The 19,274-nt window shown below is 73.6% G+C and carries 15 protein-coding genes; 4 read left to right on the forward strand and 11 right to left on the reverse strand.

Annotated features, from left to right (window positions below; all coding sequences use genetic code 11):
- Positions 1 to 60: 60 nt before the first annotated feature.
- The 6 genes from ACGH2B_RS26910 to ACGH2B_RS26935 form a co-directional block, all read right to left on the reverse strand.
- A complete protein-coding gene (locus ACGH2B_RS26910; protein ID WP_399095126.1) occupies positions 61 to 1,512 on the reverse strand; it encodes a SulP family inorganic anion transporter in 1,452 nt (483 codons plus the stop codon).
- Positions 1,513 to 1,544: 32 nt separating this feature from the next.
- Entirely contained in the window at positions 1,545 to 2,147 is a 603-nt protein-coding gene (locus ACGH2B_RS26915; RefSeq protein WP_399095129.1) for a carbonic anhydrase, read from the reverse strand.
- Positions 2,148 to 2,235: 88 nt separating this feature from the next.
- Positions 2,236 to 2,574: a hypothetical protein gene (locus tag ACGH2B_RS26920; RefSeq protein WP_399095132.1), complete on the reverse strand. Its 339-nt coding sequence runs from the start codon at positions 2,572 to 2,574 to the stop codon at positions 2,236 to 2,238.
- A 196-nt stretch (positions 2,575 to 2,770) separates the two neighbouring features.
- Positions 2,771 to 3,292, reverse strand: a complete 522-nt coding sequence (locus ACGH2B_RS26925) for a hypothetical protein (RefSeq protein ID WP_399095135.1) — start codon at positions 3,290 to 3,292, stop codon at positions 2,771 to 2,773.
- 30 nt (positions 3,293 to 3,322) lie between these two features.
- Positions 3,323 to 4,567, reverse strand: a complete 1,245-nt coding sequence (locus tag ACGH2B_RS26930; protein WP_399095138.1) for a hypothetical protein — start codon at positions 4,565 to 4,567, stop codon at positions 3,323 to 3,325.
- Between the two features lie 86 nt (positions 4,568 to 4,653).
- Positions 4,654 to 4,833 carry a hypothetical protein gene (locus ACGH2B_RS26935; protein ID WP_399095141.1) on the reverse strand — a complete coding sequence of 60 codons (180 nt, stop codon included), beginning with the start codon at positions 4,831 to 4,833 and terminating at the stop codon, positions 4,654 to 4,656.
- Positions 4,834 to 5,460: 627 nt separating this feature from the next.
- Between ACGH2B_RS26935 and ACGH2B_RS26940 the strand changes: the two genes are divergently transcribed.
- The 4 genes from ACGH2B_RS26940 to ACGH2B_RS26955 all read left to right on the forward strand — a co-directional run bounded on the left by ACGH2B_RS26940 (position 5,461) and on the right by ACGH2B_RS26955 (position 10,384).
- Complete coding sequence (locus ACGH2B_RS26940; protein WP_399095144.1) at positions 5,461 to 6,417, forward strand: hypothetical protein; 957 nt, start codon at positions 5,461 to 5,463, stop codon at positions 6,415 to 6,417.
- A 207-nt stretch (positions 6,418 to 6,624) separates the two neighbouring features.
- Entirely contained in the window at positions 6,625 to 8,076 is a 1,452-nt protein-coding gene (locus ACGH2B_RS26945; protein ID WP_399097364.1) for an amino acid permease, read from the forward strand.
- Between the two features lie 86 nt (positions 8,077 to 8,162).
- Entirely contained in the window at positions 8,163 to 9,026 is an 864-nt protein-coding gene (locus tag ACGH2B_RS26950) for a GNAT family N-acetyltransferase (RefSeq protein WP_399095147.1), read from the forward strand.
- Positions 9,027 to 9,166: 140 nt separating this feature from the next.
- Entirely contained in the window at positions 9,167 to 10,384 is a 1,218-nt protein-coding gene (locus ACGH2B_RS26955) for a GNAT family N-acetyltransferase (protein ID WP_399097367.1), read from the forward strand.
- Between the two features lie 55 nt (positions 10,385 to 10,439).
- On the opposite strand, the gene ACGH2B_RS26960 is transcribed toward ACGH2B_RS26955, so the two are convergent.
- The 5 genes from ACGH2B_RS26960 to ACGH2B_RS26980 form a co-directional block, all read right to left on the reverse strand.
- Positions 10,440 to 15,215 carry a molybdopterin-dependent oxidoreductase gene (locus ACGH2B_RS26960; protein WP_399095150.1) on the reverse strand — a complete coding sequence of 1,592 codons (4,776 nt, stop codon included), beginning with the start codon at positions 15,213 to 15,215 and terminating at the stop codon, positions 10,440 to 10,442.
- Positions 15,216 to 15,392: 177 nt separating this feature from the next.
- Entirely contained in the window at positions 15,393 to 16,568 is a 1,176-nt protein-coding gene (locus tag ACGH2B_RS26965) for an Ig-like domain-containing protein (protein WP_399095152.1), read from the reverse strand.
- Between the two features lie 191 nt (positions 16,569 to 16,759).
- Positions 16,760 to 17,254: a MarR family winged helix-turn-helix transcriptional regulator gene (locus ACGH2B_RS26970; protein ID WP_399095155.1), complete on the reverse strand. Its 495-nt coding sequence runs from the start codon at positions 17,252 to 17,254 to the stop codon at positions 16,760 to 16,762.
- Between the two features lie 598 nt (positions 17,255 to 17,852).
- Entirely contained in the window at positions 17,853 to 18,749 is an 897-nt protein-coding gene (locus tag ACGH2B_RS26975) for an SRPBCC family protein (RefSeq protein ID WP_399095158.1), read from the reverse strand.
- On the reverse strand, positions 18,749 to 19,273 hold the full coding sequence (locus ACGH2B_RS26980; RefSeq protein WP_399097370.1) for a (2Fe-2S)-binding protein: 525 nt from the start codon (positions 19,271 to 19,273) through the stop codon (positions 18,749 to 18,751). The genes ACGH2B_RS26975 and ACGH2B_RS26980 overlap by 1 nt, the downstream gene beginning before the upstream one ends.
- Position 19,274: the final 1 nt, after the last annotated feature.

The raw sequence follows: 19,274 nt of genomic DNA on the forward strand, positions 1-19,274 counted from the left end.
CACACACCGGTGCCCCGGACCTCCGCGAGGAGGCCCGGGGCACCGGAGATCACCGCGTCCTCAGGACACCAGGACCGGCTCCGGACGGGGCCGGCGGCGCTGCTCCGACCAGGCGTTCAGCGCGGTGGCGCAGGCGTGGTCGAGATGGCGCAGCGCGGTCAGGTCCAGCTCGACCTCGCGCTCCGGCGGCAGCTGCGCCAGCTCGTCCAGCAGCTTCGGCAGCCGCAGGAACGTCGCGTTGCCGACGGCCCGCACCCGGATCGGCGCGTCCCCTTCCGGCACCTCGATCTCCAGATGCACCTTCGAGGTGTCCCACGCGGTCTTGGCGACGGCCAGCAGCAGACCGATCAGCACGCCCTCGAACATGTTGACCGTGACGATCGACACCGCCGTGACCAGCAACACCAGTGCCTCACCGCGGTGTTCACGCCACAGCGGCCCCAGCTCCCGCAGCGGGATCAGCTTCCACCCGGCGTGCACCAGCACACCCGCCAGCGCCGCGACCGGTACGACGCCGAGCGCCGCCGGGAACGCCGCCGCGAACAGCAGGATCCACACGCCGTGCAGCACCCGCGACGCCTTCGTCCGGGCGCCCGCCTGCACATTCGCGGCGCTCCGCACGATCACCGCGGTCATCGGCAGCGCGCCGAGCACGCCGCACACCGCGTTGCCCGCGCCCTGCGCCATCAGCTCCTTGTCGTAGTCGGTCTTCGGGCCGTCGTGCAGCCGGTCCACCGCCGCCGCGCTGAACAGCGACTCCGCCGACGCGATCAGGGTGAACGACAGCACCGTGCCGAGCACCAGCGGCTCGGTCAGCCGGCCGATGTCGGCGAACCCGGGCGGCTGCACCGCCGCCAGCAGTCCGCTGACCTCGACCCGCGCCACCGGCAGATCCAGCACGAACACCGTGGCGGTGGCGAGCAGTACGGCGGCCAGCGGCGCCGGCAGCACCCGCGCCGCCCGCTTCCAGCGCGGCCACAGCACCAGCACGGCGATGGTGCCCGCGCCGACCGCGAAGGCGGTGGCGGCGCCGCCGTCCCCGGCGGTCTCCCAGACCAGGCGGGGCAGCCCGGCGAGGTTGGCGAGCCCGTTGCCGGGCGCCTTGGCGTCGGTGAGGGTGTAGAGCTGCCCGGCGATCAGCACCAGGCCGATTCCGGCCAGCATGCCCTGGACGACGGCCACCGAGATCGCCCGGAACCACCGCCCCCACCGCAACGCGCCCATCAGCAACTGCAGCGCACCGGCGGCCAGCACGATGGCGCCCAGCGCCCCCAGCCCGTACTCCTGCACCGCTTCGTACACGAGGACGGTCAGACCGGCCGCCGGGCCGGAGACCTGGAGGCTGCTGCCGGGCAGCAGGCCCGTCAGCAGACCGCCGACGATGCCGGTGACCAGGCCCAGTTCGGCGGGGACACCGGAGGCCACCGCGACGCCCACACAGAGCGGTACGGCGACGAGGAAGACGACGAGGGATGCGGCGAAGTCCGCCCGGAAGGCCGGAAGTCGGTTCACGATCAGTCGATTCATGGTGGGTGGAACCGCCTTCACAGCGGGAGGAACGAGTCGGACGCCGGGTCGTGCACGGTGACCCGGCCGGTGTGTACCTCGTAGAACCAGCCGTGCAGGCGGACGGCGTCGTCCGCCAGCCGTTCGCGCACGCTCGGGTACGCGCGCAGCCGGTCGACCTGTTCGCAGACATGGCGGCGGACGGCGTTGGCCGCGGCCGGTTCCGCGTCGTGGGGCAGGGAGTCGGAGAGTTCCTGGCTGAGCCAGTCGTGGACGTCCGGCGCCGAGGTCAGATCCTCACCGCGGGACTTCGCGCCGACCGCTCCGCAGTGCGAGTGGCCGCAGACGACGATGTCGGCGACCTTCAGCACCCGCATGGCGTACTCGATCGTGGCGGCTTCGGAACTCGCCGCCCGGCCGGGGGAGTAGAGGGGCACGGCGTTGCCCGCCGTGCGCAGTTCGAAGAGTTCGCCCGGGCGCGCGCCGGTGATCAGCGACGGGATGACCCGGGAGTCGGAGCAGGTGATGAAGAGGGCGAGCGGCGACTGTCCGGCGGCGAGCTTGCCGTACGTCTCCCGCTCCTCCTCACGATCGGCGATACGGGCACTGTGGCCCCGGGCGTGCTGGATGAAGGTGTCCATCAGGACGGGTTCTCCTGCTGATGAGGGTGGCCGTGGAACGCCGCCCGGGGGCGGCGGAAACGCGTGGTGCGGTCGGTCCGTGGCGTGCTCAGCAGCGGAATACGCAGTGCAGGAGGGGCAGTTCGGCCGGCTGGTGCCTTCCGTCGTCGGTCCGTGGCGGTATGCCGTGCCCATCGGACGCGGGGGTACGGACGGCCGGGGCGCGGTCCGGGGCACCGGGGGTGCCCGGGGGCGGCAGCGGGGCGGCGTTGCGTGCGCCACGCCGTATCCCCTGGCCGCGGTCGTTCTCACGTTCGGCGAGTTCACCGTTGGTGTAGCTCGGCGAGACGACGACGGGCGGTGCCGCCGGGCCGGTGGCCGCGGTCGCCGGCACCGCCGCGAAGTTGGCGGTCGGCACCGAGGCGCCCAGCAGGAAGAGAAGGATCACGGTGAGCGTGGTCAGCGGTAGTACGGCCGGACGGCGTCCGCCCGGTGTGGTGTTGTCCCGGCGCATCATCGCCTCTCGGGTTCGGTCGGCCTCGGGTTCCCGGGCCGATCGTGGTCGGGATGGGTGGTACGGGCGGGAAGACGCGCGGCTGCCGTGGGGCGGCCGCGCGGGGCCGGGGCGCCCGTGCCCCGGCCGGTCAGGCGGCGGCGCTCCGCAGGGCGGAGATCTCCGCCAGCGACATCTCCAGCCGCCGGTGCAGGAACCGCACGATCGTCCAGTGCGGCAGCGCGCCCTCGTCGAACGGGCCGAACGCCGCGCAGTACAGCGGTATCCAGCGCAGCGCCTCCTCCAGCACCTGCTCGCGGCCGGGCTCGCGCTGGTAGTCCTCGTACGCGATCGAGCGGTGCTCGATGAAGAACCGGCCGGGCAGCCGCTCCTCGCACAGGGCGCGGTACTCGCGGGTCTGGAGGATCAGGTAGTGCCAGATCTCGTCGATCTCCTGCTCCACGGGGAGGAAGAGACCGCCGAGCCGGTCGTGGTGGCGCGAGACGAGGTAGAGGTAGCGCAGGCACTCGGTCACCTGCCGTTCGGCGAACTCCCGGGGCACACCGGTGGTCCGTACGGCGTGGGCGACCGTCTCGGTGTGCAGCTCCGCGCCGAGCAGCGCGGTCAGATCGCCGGCGGTCACGGCGGCGGGCGGGGCGGCGGCGTCGGTCATGGTTCTCCCGTGGGCGGTCGGTGCCGTGGGTCAGGCGCCGGTGGCGAGCCAGGCGTACTTGCCGGAGGCGCCGATCGGCAGGTGGGCGTGGTGGTCGGCCCGGCAGTCGCGGCCGGTCAGCGCGCGGACGCCGCCCTCCAGCGAGGTGCGCTCCGCAGCGGTCAGCGGCGCTCCGTCGAAGGTGGTGTACGCGAGGGTGGCCGGTCCGTCGCCGCCGGTCCGTAGCTGGTGCAGGAAGATCCGGGGGCTGGCGGCGCCGATCCGGTCGTCGAGATCGCCCTGCGCCACCGGCCCGTGCGCGGTGGCCAGCAGCTCCTTCTCCCGCCCGCAGAACCGCACGATCCGCTCCGGATCCGGCACCCCGCCCTCGGTGCGGACACAGTCCCCCGAGCGGTAGCGCACCAGCGGCATGTACGGGTTGCGGACGCTGGTGACGATGAGCTGGAAGATCTCGCTGCCGGGGGCGACGGGCAGCAGCTCGACGCTCATCTTGTCCAGGTGCGGGCGGTAGCGCCCGCGGCGGTCGCTGGAGAAGAGGTAGCCCAGCTCGGTGGAGCCGAACAGGTCGATGACCGGACAGGCGAAGTGCTGCGCCAGGAAACGGCGGACGTTGACCGGCGTGTACTCGTACGCGTGGATGATGCTGGCCGGCGGCGGAAAGGCGTCCCACAGGCCCCACCGGCCGATCTTCAGCAGCAGATGCGCCAGGTGGTAGCCGGAACAGTCGAGGTGGTACCAGCCGCGCGGATGCGCCTGCCGGGCCTCGTCGATCTCGTCGAGCATCCGCACGACCTCGTCGCGCTCCCAGAGCGCCGGGTCGAGCCGGAGGTTGACGTAGGAGGTACGGGGGTCGAGCCGCCGGTCGGCGGGGCCGGGGGAGGGGTCGGGCGCGGCGCCGCGCTTGGCGGCGTTGACGCGCGCGACGTGCTCGGTGGCCAGGACGGTGGTCAGCGACACCCGGCGGCAGCCCTCCTGCCAGGTGTGCGCGATGTCCGGGTGCTCGCTCCACAGTTGGTAGTAGGAGCGCAGCAGGAAGTAGGGCGGCCGGATGATCTGCATACGGGCGTGGTGGGTGCCGGTGGACAGGACGAACTCGGCGTCGCCGTTCTCCAGCGCGCGGGCCAGCTCCGGGGTCATCCAGTTGTCGGGGAAGCCGCGGGCGATCTCCGGCTTGTCGAGCAGGGGGAAGTGCCCCCGCTCCAGTGCGTCGCGGTAGATCGGTATGTCCTTGATCTGCGCGCGGACCTCGGCCGTCGGCTGGCCGTCCCACTCCATGTGCGTACCTTCACTCGTTCGTGCTCGGAAACGGGCACCCGGCGGGAGACGACGGGCGCGGGGCCGTCGCCTCCCGGGGCGGACGGTCAGGAGATACAGCCGGCCTTCGTCGCGCTGATGCAGCCGGACTTGGGCGCGGCGCTGATGCATCCGGTCTTCGGGGCGGCGCTGATGCAGCCGCTCTTGGCCGCGGCGCTCGCGGAGTTGGCGGCGAGCCAGCCCTGCCAGACGTCGTCCTGCGCCATCTTCTTGATGAGCTGCTCCATGTCGGCCTCCGAGGTGTGCGTGGGTGGGGGTGTGCGGCACCGGACGTCGCCGCACTCCCTCGAAAGTAAAAGGATCACCAAGTGCGTGTCAATGAAAGGCAATCTGTCCTTCGGGTGAAGGAACCTCCACGCGCCATCTTTGGCGCGATTTCGCCGCTCGCGGTGGCGCGGGGAGAGGGGCGGGGCCGGTCATGGCGGCCGGTCGGCCGGGTGTCCGTCAACGAGGTGGCGGCCGTGGGGTGTTGAGGGCGACCCGGCCCGCCCCTGCTCAGGTGGCCCCGTCGGGGTGCCGCCGGGTGGGGTGCGCGGGTGGGCCGACCTGGTATGACGCATCATCAGATATGAAGATGTTGAAAAGATGTGCATATGCCAATCGGCCGGTGAGCTGCGGCATTGAATGGGGGAGAAGGGGTGGCCCGACGGTTCGAAGGGTGACGGGATAACCCCTCGAATGGGTGGGGCAAAAGGTGCGGAAGTCGATATTCCCGGCGACTATTTTCGCTCTCACTTGGAGGTGAGTAGGGTGTGCCCCGCCACAGACGGATCGGGGGAAACGATCCGGCTTAATTCGGCACGCAGAGAATGTGAGCGGGGGGACGATGACGCCTTCAGGACCAGGAGGGGCTCATGGCGGCGGGCTCATTCGAAGGGCAGTACGTGTGGAGTCCGGCGGCCAATGACCGGCAGTTGGCGCAGGCGTGCATGGATGTCAGGGCCGGCCGGTACTTCAGCGCACATGAGGTACTCAAAGAGGCTCGGGGGGATTTCGAGGTCCGGGCACACCGGTCGCTGGTGCTGGCATCGGAAGCCGCCGACTCGGACCTGTCGGAACGCTGGATAGCGGAAGAACCCGGACCCGAAGCCGCACTCATGTGGGCGCGGGTCGCGATGATCCGGGCATTGCGCATGGCGGATACCGCGGACCGGCGGCACGAAGCCCTGGTGCGTATCGCGCGGACGGCTGCCGAGCGCGCCGCCCAGATGCTGCCCGACGACCCCACCCCCTGGGTCTGCCAACTGGCGCTCGCCCGCTTCGCCCGGCCCCGTGACCCGGCCCCGCAGGGCCTGCTCACCGCGCCCACCGGACCGTGGTACCTCTTCGCCCACATCCTCCGGATCGACCCCTGGCACCGCGAGGCCCACCACCGCTTCCTCTCCTTCTTCTTCAGCCGCAACGGCGGTTCGGCGAGCGCGAGCTGGGACGTCGCCGCCTTCCTCGGGCAGCGCGCCGCGGCGTCCTCACCGCTCCGGCTGCTGCCGCTGGTCGCGCTGGTAGACGAGTACGACCCGACGGCGCTGCTGGCCGACCGCACCTGGGAACAGCCGCAGTGGACCAGCACCGCGCTGAGCATCCACCGCCACTGGTTCCCGCACGTGGCCGACTACCGCTTCGTGCCGGTGGTCGACCTCTCCCATCTCGCGCACGCGCTGTTCATGGCGAAGCGTGAATTCGAGGCGCGCGAGGTCTTCACGGCGATGGGGCCCTACGCGGCCCGTATGCCGTGGAGCGCCTTCGGGCCGCCCGAAGAACAATTGACGAAGGCCAGGCGCGCCTGCGGCCTGCCGGTCCCAGGGGCCGCCTGAGCGCCTTCCCCCTTCTGTTGCGGACGCATGCGTGAGATCGACGTGTGCCGATAGCGCCGAAAGAGCGACTGTTCGCCCCCACCGAAGTCCCCTATCAGCTCTGTCAGAAAGGATACGGTTGTGTCCGAGCGCATTGCGCCGCCCCGCTCGAAAACATCCGGCCCGGTGGACACCGGGACGCTCGATGACGATGCCACGCTGCATGCGATGGGATATCCACGGAAACTCACCAGAAGATTCCGTGCCTTCGATAATTTCGCGATCTCCTTCACCATCATCAATATTATTTCCGGGATCTTCTCCTCCTTCGGTTTCGGAATGAACGCGGGCGGCCCGCGTATTTTGGTGTTCGGCTGGATCGGCGTCTCCGTCATGGTGCTTTTCGTCGGCGCCGCGATGGGAGAAATCGCGTCCGCCTATCCCACCAGCGGCGCCCTCTACTTCTCCGCCGGAAAGCTCGCCAAGCGCCACCGCGGCGCCTGGTCCTGGTACACCGGCTGGCTCAACTTCGTCGGTCAGGTCGGCGGCACCGCGGCCACCAACTTCGCCACCGCCACCTTCATCCAGGCGTTCATCGGCATGCAGTGGCCCTCCTACGTCGCCACCCCGCAGCAGACCGTCGGCATCACCGCCGTCATCCTGCTGCTCCAGGCGCTGGCCAACACCTACACCGTGCGGCTGGTCGCGGTGTTCAACCGCATTTCCGTGTGGTGGCTGCTCATCGGCCTGGTGGTGATCGTCACCGCTCTGACGGTCATCCCCGACAGCCATCAGCCGGCGTCGTTCGTCACCCATTTCGCCAACAACACCGGCTTCACCCACGCGATTTACGGCGGAATGCTCGGGCTGCTGGTCACCAGTTGGACGTTCACCGGCTTCGACGGCAGCTTTCACATGTCGGAAGAGACCGTGAAGGCCACGGTCAACGCCCCGCGCGGGATCATGCGTGCGATCAGCTACTCCGCGCTCACCGGTCTCATCCTCATGCTCGCACTGGTGTACGCGATCAAGGATTACGGGCATGCGGCGAGCGCCGACGCGCCGCCCGTGCAGATTCTCATCGACGCGCTCGGACCGGGCACCGCCAAGCTGCTCCTGCTGATCGTCATCGGCGCGATGCTCTTCTGCGGGCTCGCCAACATGACGAGCAATACCCGGCAGATCTTCGCCTTCTCCCGCGACGGCGCGATGCCCGGTTCCCGCTGGTGGCATTCGGTCTCCGCGCGTACCCGCACACCCGTCAAGGCGGTATGGCTGGCCGCCGCCTGCCCGCTCGTACTGGTGCTGCCCGGATGGTGGTCACACACCGCGTTCACCGCGGTCGTCAGCGTCAATGTCGTGGGTCTCTTCCTCGCGTACGGGGTGCCGATATTCCTCCGGCTGCGTCTCGACGACTTCCGGCCGGGCCCGTGGAACCTCGGGCGATTCGGTAAGCCGGTCGCCTTCATCGCGGTGGCCTGGATCCTCATCAGCAATGTGCTGTTCATGCTGCCGCAGGCGTATCCGATCACGGTGGAATCGTTCAACTACGCGCCGATCGCCCTCGCGGTGGTCCTCGTCATCGCCACCGTCTGGTGGTTCGCCACCGCCCGCCGCCGCTTCCAGGGACCGGTCAGCTACGGCCGCCCCGACGAGGTCGCCGCCATGGACCTCATCTGACACTCCGCCCGGCCTCGGGCCCGGCGGGGGACGCGGCGCGCCGCGCTCCCCACCGGGCCCCGGCCCCGACCGAAGGGACGCCACCGATGTCCGCCTCCGGCACCTCCGCCCCCGAACTCACCGTCGCCGCCGCCTCGTCGGAGGAGTGGCTCCTCATCGAGGAGTGGGCGGCCGACGAGGAGTGGAACCCCGGGCTCGCCGACACCGGGTGCTTCCACCCCACCGACCCGGCCGGGTTCTTCACCGGCCGCCTCGGCGACCGCACCGTCTCCGCCGTCTCCGTCGTCACCTACTCCGACAGCTACGCCTTCCTCGGCTACTACCTCGTCCACCCCGAACACCGCGGGCGGGGACTGGGCCTGGCCACCTGGTGCGCCGCCCTGCCGCACGCCGGGAGCCGCACCATCGGCCTCGACGCCGTCCCCGCCCAGAAGGCCACGTACGAGCGCGCCGGGTTCACCGCCGCCCATGAATCGGTCCGCTACGCCGGGCGCCCCGCCCCGGCGGACGGCCCCTCGGCCGCCGAGCCGTACACCGCGGCCCACCACGACGCGGTCCTCGCCTACGACCGGACGTGCTTCCCCGCCGACCGGGCCGGATTCCTCGCCCGCTGGCTGGCCGCGCCCGGCCACACCGTCCGCGTCGTCCTGCGCGACGGGGTCCTCACCGGCTACGGCGTGATCCGCCCGGCCCGCAGCGGACACCGCGTCGGCCCGCTCTTCGCCGACACCCCCGAGGACGCGGCCACGCTCTTCGACGCGCTCGCCGGAGCCGCCGGACCGGACGCCGAGATCGTCATCGACGTGCCGGAAACCGCCCCCGCCACCCAGGAGTTGGCGCAGGCCCGGGGACTGGTGCCGGTCTCCCGCTCCACCCGGATGTACACCGGTCCCGTACCGGCCGTCCGCCAGGAGCGGGTCCACGGGGTCACCAGCCTGGAACTGGGCTAGCACCGAGGCTGGCCGGCCGTACGGACACGGCCGGCCGGTCCGGCGCCCGTAATTCGGTTGACCGGGCCGCGGGCCGGCGCCGCATGGTGGCCGGGCGTCGCACGGTGTGGCGCGGGTACCCCGAGGAGGCAGCGGCAGTGGTGGAGATCCGTCCCACGACCGATCAGGATCTCGACATCTTCGTCGAGACGGTGCACGCGGCGTTCGGACGCTTCCCGGAGACACCGGCCGACGGCGGCGGGCTGTGGTGGTCGGCGCTGGAGATGGACCGCGGTCTGCTCGCCCTGGCCGGGGACGGGCGGCCCGTCGGCACCGCCGCCGCGTACTCCTTCGAACTCACCCTGCCCGGCGGGGCCCTCGCACCGGCGGCCGGGGTGTCCGCCGTCGGTGTCCTGCCCTCGCACCGGCGCCGGGGCGTGCTCAGCGCGATGATGCGCCATCAGCTCGCCGCGCTGCGGGCCCGCGGGGAGTTCCTCGCCGTGCTGCTGGCGTCCGAGGCCCCGATCTACGGCAGGTTCGGCTACGGACCGGCGACGTACACGACGCATCTGACGGTGCCGCGCCACCGCGCCGCCCTCGCCGCTCCCCGGGCGGGCACCGACGGCGTACCGGCGGACCCGGGCACGGTCGAGGTCCTGCGGCGTGACAGGTGCGGCGGTCTCCTGGAAGAGGTCCATGACCGGTACCGCCGCGCCCGGCACGGGGCGCTGTCCCGGCCGCACCGCTGGTGGGCCCGGCGCGCCGGGCAGCCCCCGCTCGCACCGGCGCCGCGCCACATCGCCGTCCACCGCGGCGCCGGCGGCACACCGGACGGGTACGCCAGTTACGCGGTCGAGTCCGGCACCTTGACGGTCGATGAGATCGTCACCGCCGACGACGCCGTCTTCACCGCCCTGGCCCGCTTCGTCCTCGGCCACGATCTGGTCTCCGAGGCCGTGTTCCGGCACGTCCCGCCCGGCCACCCGCTGCGTTGGCAGCTCGGGGACTTCCGTGCCGCCCGGGTGAGCGAGGACACCGACTGGCTCTGGGTGCGGCTGCTGGACGTCCCGCGGGCACTGACCGCGCGCGGCTGGTGCGCGGACGGCGAACTCGTCCTCGACGTCACCGACCCGTTCCTCGGCGAACGCCACCGCCATCTGCTGACCGTCCGGGAGGGCAGGGCCGAGTGCGTCCCGACGGGCCGGGAGCCCGATCTCTCCCTGGACGTACGGGACCTGGGCGCGGTCTACCTCGGCGGCACCGCCCCGAGCACGCTGGTGCGCGCCGGGCACATCCGGGCCCACCACCCGGGCGCGGCGCCCCTCGCCGACGCCCTGTTCCGTACCGGGACGCCGCCGCACTGCCTGCACTGGTTCTGACCGGCGCGCCGCCCGTTCCGCGCGTGCCCGGCCGTGTGCCGGGCGGCGCGGCGCGTCAGTAGATGTCGCGGACGTAGCGCCGTTCGGCGGCGAGGCGGGCGACATGGGCGGCGGCGCCGTCCTCGTCGAGACCGCCGTGGGCCATCGCGACGTCCCGCAGCGCCCGGTCGACGTCCCCGGCCATCCGGGACGCGTCCCCGCAGACGTAGAAGTGCGCGCCGTCACGCAGCCAGGACCACAGCAGTGCGCCGTGTTCGCGCATCCGGTCCTGGACGTAGATCTTCTCCGGCTGGTCGCGGGAGAACGCCGTGTCGAGCCGGGTGAGGGTGCCCGCGTCGCGCAGCGCTTCCAGTTCGGCGCGGTGGTGGAAACCGCCGGCGCGGTGCCGTTCGCCGAAGAACAGCCAGTTGGGGGCGGTGTGGCCGCGGGCCGCCCGGTCCTGGAGGAAGCCGAGGAACGGGGCGACGCCGGTGCCCGGCCCCACCATCACCATCGGTACCGCCGGGTCGGCCGGTGGCCGGAAGTGCGCCGAGCGCTGGACGAAGACCCGCACCGGGGCGCCCGCCGCGGCGTCGGCGAGGCAGGCCGACGCGACACCGTGGCGCGGCCGCCCGCGGTGACCGGCGAAGCGGACGACGGAGACCGTCAGCCGGATCAGATACGGGTCGCGGAGCGGGCTGGACGCGATGGAGTACAGCCGGGGCCGCAGCCGGGGCAGGGCGGCGGCCCACTCGGCGGCGGAGGCCCGCACCGGGTGCTCGGCCAGCACGTCGAGCGCCTGGCGCCCCCATGCCCACCGCGCGCGCTCGGCCTTGGCCGCGGGCTCCAGCAGGCGGGTGAGGAGACGGTCCCCGGTGCGGTCGGCGATCAGCCGGAGCAGCCCGGTGGTGATGCGGGTGGGGTCGAGGTGGCGCTCCAGCGCGGTGGCGAGCGGGACGGTGCCCACGCCCGCGACCTCCACGTCGGCCGCGGCGTCGGCGCCGGTCACCGCCAGCCACTCCGCCACCACCGCGGGGCCGGTGCGCGGCAGCACCCCCAGCGCGTCCCCGGCCTCGTAGCCGAGCGGTGCCCCCGCCTCCCGGGTGTCGAGGGTGAAGCTCCGGACCTCCTTGCCGGAACCCGGCCCGCTCAGCAGCCGGTTACCGATGAGGCGCGCGGTGGCGGGGGAGTTACGGGACGGGGTGCGGGGGGTGGGGGGAGTGAGGGCGGTGGGGGCTGGGCCGGGTGCGGTGGGGCCGGTGGTGGCAGGCGTGGGGCCGGTGGTGGGCGGCGTGGCCGGGGCCGGTTCGGTTGCGGGCCCGGCGTCGGCCGGTTCGGTGGCGGCCGGTTCGGCGCCGACTGGTTCGGTGGCGGCCGGTGTGGTGCCGGTGGGGCCGGCGCCGTCGGACGGGGAGGTGGCGGCGGGGATGAGGCCGGTGGCGGGCAGGGGGGCCGCGGCGGCGGGCGGTGGCCCGGGCGGAGCGCCGCCGTCGTCCGGTGGCCGCCCGGTGTCCGGGGCGGCGAGGGCGGTGAGGACCGTGGTGAGCCAGCGGTCCGCGGGCTCGGCGTCGTCCGGTTCACACTCCGTGCGGGGGGTGAGCCGTTGGGCGCCGAGGGCGGCCAACCGCTCGTCGAGGCGGCGGCCGTGGCCGCAGAAGTCGTCGTAGGACGAGTCGCCGAGGGCGAGAACGGCGTAGCGCCTGCCGTCCAGCCGGGGCGCGTCCGGGGCGTTGAGCGCCGCCCAGAAACGGGCGCCGTTGTCGGGGGCGTCGCCGTCGCCGAAGGTGCTGGTGACCAGGAGCAGCGTGGCGCCGGGCGGCAGGGCCGCGGGGGCCCCGTCGTCCATCCGCAGCAGCCGGGCCGGCCGCCCGCGCTCCGTCAGCCCGCGGGCCACGGTGGCCGCCGCCTCCTCGGCGTTGCCGGTCTGCGAGGCCCACAGCACCAGCACCTCCGGGGCGGGCGTGCCGTCCCCGTCCTCGGCGGCGGGCGCGGGGCCGGTGCTCCCGGTGCCGGGCGTGGGTTGCGTTTCCCGGTCGGCGGGCGCGGGTTCCGCCGTCGGCAGCGGGGCGCGGGAGAAGGCCCCGGCCAGCCAGCCGTTGACCCACAGGGCGTGCTCCGGGGCGAGCGGGGCGCGGTCCGGCAGCACCGGGGCGCCCGGCGCGCCCGCCCCCACCCCGGCGAGGAACCCGGCGAGGTAGCGCCGCTCCGGCTCGGCCAGCGCGGGCGGGGCGATGCCGCCGGTACGGAACACCTCGGCGGCCGTCCCGGCGACCGCCGAGGCGGCGCGGGAGGCGACGGGCGTCGCGGTCGCGGCGGCCCGGGGCAGGCAGGCACCGGCCGCCGCACCCGCCGGTGCCTCGGCTGCCGCCGGGACGGTGGCTCCCGCGCCGTCCACCGCGCCCGCCGCCACCGTGCCCGCGGGCAGGGGCGTTCCGCCCGCCGCACCCGCCGGTGCCGGAACGGTGGCCACCGCGCCGCCCGCCGCACCTGCCGCCACGCCGCCCGCCGGTACCGGACCTCCGGATCCCGCTCCGGCCCCCGCCGTCCGCCCGGCGCGCGCCACGTCCCCGTCGTCCGCCCGCGCTCCGGCGTCCCCGCGGCCCTGGGCCGCTTCCCGGGTCCCTTCGCGGAACAGGCCCGTCCCCGTCGGGACCTTCGTCGGGGCCTTCGTCAGGGCCACCGCGCACGCCTTCGTCTCCGGTTGGAGGGAGACCGGGTCGACCGCGTCGTGGGTGACCTCGTTGACGCTGAGCTGCTCGCCGAAGAGGTCGTTCCAGTGGAACGGGGCGAAGCAGTCGCCGGGCCGGACCCGGTCGCCGATCTTCGCGGGGAGTACCGCGCGGCCGCGCCGGGAGGTGATCTCCACCGCGTCACCGTCCGCGAGGCCCAGGGCCGTCGCGTCCCGCGGGTGGATCTCCACGAACGGCCGCGGGTCCAGCGCGTCGAGCCGGGGGATCTTCGCGGTCTTGGTCAGGGTGTGCCACTGGTGCGGGAGCCGGCCGGTGTTCAGCAGGAACGGGTAGCTGTCGTCGGGGAGTTCGGCGGCCGGCAGGTAGGGGCGGGGGTGGAAGACGGCCCGCCCGTCGGGGGTCGGGAACCACAGCCGGGGGCGGCTGCCGTCCGCCCGCTTCCGCGGTGGCCGTACGGAGCCGTCGTTGAGGTAGCGCACCGGGTTGCGGTCCGGTCCGTCCGGGGTGGCGCTGGGCCACTGCACCGGGCCCCGGCGCAGCCGCCGGTGGCTGACCCCGCGCAGGTCGTAGCCGGTCCGCGGGTTGTACGCGCGCGACAGTTCGGCGAAGACCTCCTCGGCACTGTCGTACGCGAACGCCTCGCCGTAGCCCATCTCCCGGGCGACGGCGGCGATGATCCGCCAGTCCGGCCAGGCGTCGCCGGGCGGTTCGACCGCCTGCCGCATCAGGGTGAGGTTCCGCTCGGAGTTCACCATCACGCCCTCGGTCTCCGCCCACATCGCCGCGGGGAGCTGGACGTCCGCGAAGCCCTGCGTCTCGGTCGTCGCGAACACGTCCTGGGTGACGACGAACTCCGCGGCCCTCAGCCCCTCGACGACGGTGCGGCGGCGGGCGACCGACGCGACCGGATTGGTGCACAGGATCCACGCCGCCTTGATCTCGCCGCGTGCCATCCGCCGGAACATCTCGATGGTCCCCGCGCCGCCGCTGCCGGACCGGATCGTGCCGGGCGGCAGCCCCCACAGCTCCTCGGTGAACGCCCGGTCCTCCGCCACCTGTGCCGACCGCTGTCCGGGCAGCCCCGGGCCCATGTATCCCATCTCCCGGCCGCCCATCGCGTTGGGCTGCCCGGTCAGCGAGAACGGGCCGCAGCCGGGGCGGCAGATCGCGCCGGTCGCCAGATGCAGGTTGATCAGCGCGTTGGTGTTCCACGTGCCGTGCGTGGACTGGTTGAGCCCCATCGTCCAGCAGCTCATCCACGCCCCGGCGGTGCCGATCCACTCCGCCGCCCGCCGCAGCGCAGCCTCCGGCAGACCGGTCAGCGCGGCGACGGTGTGCGGCGGATGGTCCGCGAGGACGCCGTCCATCGCCGCCCAGCCCTCGGTGTGCTCGGCGATGAAAGCGGGATCGGTGTGGCCGTCCTTCGCCAGCAGGTGCAGCAGCCCGTTGAGCAGCGCCAGATCGGTGCCGGGCCGGATCTGGAGGAAGAGGTCGGCCTTGGCGGCGGTGGCGGTGCGCCGCGGATCGACGACGATCAGCTTCGCCCCGGCCCGGACCCGTTCCATCATCCGCAGGTACAGCACCGGGTGGCAGTCGGCCATGTTGGCGCCGATGACCAGGAAGACGTCCGCGTGCGCGAAGTCGTCGTACGAACCGGGCGGCCCGTCGGCGCCCAGCGACAGCTTGTAGCCCCCGGCCGCGCTCGCCATGCACAGCCGGGAGTTGGACTCCAGCCAGCCGGTGCGCAGATACCCCTTGGCCAGTTTGGTCGCCAGGTACTGGGCCTCCAGCGTCAGTTGTCCGGAGACGTACAGCGCCACCGCGTCCGGGCCGTGCGCGTCGGCGGTGGCGCGCAGCCGCCGGGCCGTCTCGGCGATCGCGGCCTCCATGGCGACCGGCTCGGGTTCCGCCCCGCGGTGCGGGCGGCGCAGCGCGGTGGTGAGCCGGCCGGGCGCCGCCATCAGCTCCGCGCCGGTGGCGCCTTTGGCGCACAACCGCCCGGAGTTGGCCGGATGCGCCTTGTCGCCGGCGGCCCGGCGGACCGTCCGCCGCCCGTCCGGACCTTCCGCCACATCGAGGACGATGCCGCAGCCCACCCCGCAGTACGAGCACACGGTCCGCACCTGGGGCAGGGGGCGCGGTCCCGGTTCGGCTGCGGTCATCTGCGGCTCCTCCGTGCTCGGACGCGGTACGCGTACGACGGTAGGGAGCGCAGGTTTCCCGGGTGTCACGGCGGTTGATCTTGCGGGGTTACGCCTCGTACACAGCGGCCCGGCGCCGTCCGTGAGGGACGGCGCCGGGCCGGGGCACGCGGAGTGCGGGCAGGGGCGGGGTGCGGCTCAGCGGAGGGCGGAGCGCTGCTGCCACTGGGGCCAGCTCTCCTGCCAGACCTCCAGACCGTTGCCGACGTCCGTCCGCTCGGTGTTGCTGGTGCCCCGCACCTCGACGGTGGAGCCGACCGGCAGGAAGTCGTAGACCCGCTTGGCGTCCGAGGTGGTCATGCCGAAGCAGCCGTGGGAGTTGTTGACCACGCCGATGGAGTTGTTCCACGGCGCGGAGTGCAGGAACGTGCCGGAGGCGGTGAGGTGGGTGACCCACTTCGCGTCCAGCATCCACTGGTCGCCGTAGCCGATGGTGGAGGAGTCCATGGTCTCGTCGGCGTTCTTGCTGCGGACGGTGTGCACCCCGCCGCGGGTGGGGGCCTGCGGCGAGCCGGCCGAGCCCTTGACCGTGCCGACGGCCTTGCCGTTCTCGTACATGGTCAGGGTGTGCGACGGGACGTCGATGACGGCCCTGTGGTCGGCGCCGATGGAGAAGCCGTAGTCGTAGTCACGGACGAACCAGCCGCCCTTGCCCGAGTCGACGCCGGTCAGCGCGCCCTTGACGGTGACCTTGGTCCCGGCCGGCCAGTACGTCTTCGGCCGCCAGTCGATGCGGTCCTTGCCGGAGTAGTCGGTGACCCAGCCCCAGGCGCCCTCGACCTTCGGTGCGGTCGTGACCTTGAGCGCCTTCTCGATCCCGGCACGGCGGGCCTTGTCGACGGGGTTGTCGAAGAGGATCGAGACCGGCATCCCGGTGCCCACGGTCTGGCCGTTGCCGGGGGAGTTGGTGAGCTTGTTGACGCGTTCCGCCGCCGCAGTCGTCAGCACGGTCTTCTTCGTGGCCTTCCGCCCGCCGTCGGAGGTGGTGCGGGTGGTCAGGGTGTACGTGGTGCCGGGCCGGACCTTGCCGTCGGAGGTCCAGGACGTGCCGCCGGAGGCCAGCTTCCCCGGGACCGTGGCGCCCTTGTCGTCCTTCGCCTCGACCGAGGTGATCGTGCCGCCCTCGGTACGTATCGCTATGGGGGAGCCGAGCGGCGCGGCCTTGCCGGCGGCGGACGGGGTGACCGTGACCTTGGCCGCGGGCTGCTCCTGGGCCTGGGAGGCGGTCGCTCCCGTACCGCACGAGGTCACCAGGGCCGCCGCGAGCAGGGCGGGTATCCAGCGGACGGCATGACGGCGTGGTGCGGCGAGCACGGGTTCCTCCAGGGCACAGAGCGCAGACAAACGGGTGCGGAACGTGGGCGCGGCGCACCGCGCGGACGTTCCGCCATGAGAGAAGACGGTTTGTCGGCTTCCGTGGTTGTCCGCCGGATCGCACCTCAATGACACGATTCGGTATCGGTCGGAGAAAACCCGTGTCCCGGAGCGGACGGCCTGCGGACGGGCTACGGGGCGGAGTCCTGGGCCAGCCCCTCCCAGCGGTCGGCCAGCGAGGTCAGCAGCCCTATCAGCTCGGTGCGCCGCTCGGCGCCGTACGGGGCGAAGAGCCGCTCGTCGAGCAGGGTGAGGCGGTCGCGGGCGGCGCGCAGCGCCCGCTCGCCCGCCTCGGTGAGGTGGAGCAGTTTGCGGCGCCCGTCGGCCGCGGCGGTGTGGCGGACGAGCAGACCGCGGCTCTCCAGGCGGCGGGCCACGTCCGCCATGGTCGAGGTGTCCAGCGCCACCGCCGTCGCCATCGACCGCTGATCACGGCCGGGCGCCGCCTGCACCGCGGTCAGCACCGCGAACTGCGGCCCGGTCAGGGTCGGATCGACCTCACGCGCCCACAGCGCCAGGTACGCCTGGTGGAGCCGGCGCACCTGATAGCCGGCGGCGCCGTTGAGCGCCGGAGGGATCGCGGGCCCGGACGCGGGAACGGTGCCCGCAGGGGTCTCGTCAGCCATGGGGCCACTCAATCACGGTGATCGCGGAGGGGACGGAGCCGATCCCGGCCCTGGGGGAAAGATCAGGGCCGGGCCCCGAGCCTTCCCCGGTACGGGCCCTGAGTTCCGGTGCGGGCCGGACCCCGAGCTTCCCCAGGTACGGGCCCTGAGTTCCGGTGCGGGCCGGACCCCGAGCCTTCCGCGGGCCGGACCCCGAGCCTTCCGCGGTACGGGCTCCTGGCCCCGGTGCGGGCCGGGCCCGAGCTTCCCCGGTACGGCCCCTGAGCCCCGGTGCGGGCCGGACCCCGAGCCTTCCGCGGTACGGGCCCTGAGTTCCGGTGCGGGCCGGGCCCCGAGCCTTCCGCGGGCCGGACCCCGAGCCTTCCGCGGTACGGGCTCCTGGCCCCGGTGCGGGCCGGGCCCGAGCTTCCCCGGTACGGCCCCTGAGCCCCGGTGCGGGCCGGGCCCGAGCCTTCCGCGGTACGGGCCCTGAGTTCCGGTGCGGGCCGGGCCCCGAGCCTTCCGCGGGCCGGGCCCCGAGCCTTCCGCGGTACGGGCTCCTGGTCCCGGTGCGGGCCGGGCCCCGAGCCCTGCGCGGACCGGGCCCCGGCGTGGGCGTTCAGCCGCGCCGGGCCCGTGCCACCTCGCGGCGTAGCTGGCCGAAACGGGTCAGCAGCCAGCCCTCGAAGACGCCGAAGGCGAAGGCGGCCACCAGCGGTCCGTACCGGGTGGCCGGTGGACCGGCCGGGAGCGCCGGGCCGTTCGCGACGGGCGCGGGTGCGGGCCCGGCGGCGACCGGTGCGGGCCCGGCGGCGACCGGTCCGCCGGTGTGCTGCGCGGTGTTCGCGGGCGCCGCGCGGTCCGCCCCGGAGTCCGAGAGGCTCGTCCCGGAGCCCGGGAGGCTCGCCCCGGAGCCCGGGAGATCCGCCCCGGTGCCGGTGGGCCCCACTCCGGGGCCCGAGGGGCCCGCCCCGGGCCCCGGGGTACCCGCCGGCCCCGCCCCGGGCCCCGAGGCACCCGCCGGCCCCGCCGCCTCTTCCTCCGCGCCCGCCCCGCCCGTCCGTTCCGCCGCCAGCAGTTCGCCCAGGTTGACCGCGAACCGCTGGAGCAGCCGCTGGGCCACGGCGTCCAGCGCGCCCTTGCCGAACTGGGCGAGTTTGCCGCTGATCACGAGGTCGGTGGCGACGTCCAGCCGGGCGCCCGCCGGGTCGCCGGTCACCGTCAGCACCACCTCCGCCTCGGCGTCGCCCCGGCCGTGGCGGTCGGCGCCGCGCGCCTGGAGCCGCAGCCGCCGCCGCCCGGCGTCCGACTCCAGGAACCGCACGGTGCCCCCGTACGCGGCGGCGACCGGGCCGACGCGGACCGTCACCCGGCCCCGCCAGGCGTCACCGTCCGCCCCGTCGGGGCCGTCGAGAACACAGCCCGGCATACAGGACGCCACCCGCCGTACGTCGTTGAGGAGCGCGAACACCGCCGCCGGCTCCCCGGCGACGGGCACGCTGCTGCCGATCCGCATCAGTTCTCCTTCCGGGCGGCGCGCCGGGCCGCGGCGCAGTTGTGGATCGCGTCGGTGATCGGCTGGTAGCCGGTGCAGCGGCACAGGTTCGCCGCGACCAGCTCACGGATCTCCGCCCGGCCGGCGTCCGGCCGTTCGGCGAGGAACCCCTCCGCCAGCATCAGGAAGCCGGGGGTGCAGAAACCGCACTGGAGCGCGTGGTGCTCGGCGAACTCCCGTTGTAGATCGCTCAGTTCACCTCCGCCGGAGAGCGATTCGACGGTGCGGACCGCGGCGCCCTCCGCCTGGACGGCGAAGAGCAGACAGGCCCGTACCGGCCGGCCGTCGAGCAGCACGGTGCAGGCGCCGCAGACGCCGTGCTCGCAGCCGACATGGGTGCCGGTCAGCCCCAGATCGTGACGGAGCACGTCCACCAGGGTGCGGCGCGGCTCGCACAGCACCTCGTACGCGGCGCCGTTGACGTCCAGCTCCAGCAGCAGGCGCTCCAGCGCGGGGTCGGTTCCGGCGTCCGCCGGATCGGTCAGC

This window comes from Streptomyces sp. BBFR2, from assembly GCF_044497305.1.
Taxonomy (GTDB): domain Bacteria; phylum Actinomycetota; class Actinomycetes; order Streptomycetales; family Streptomycetaceae; genus Streptomyces.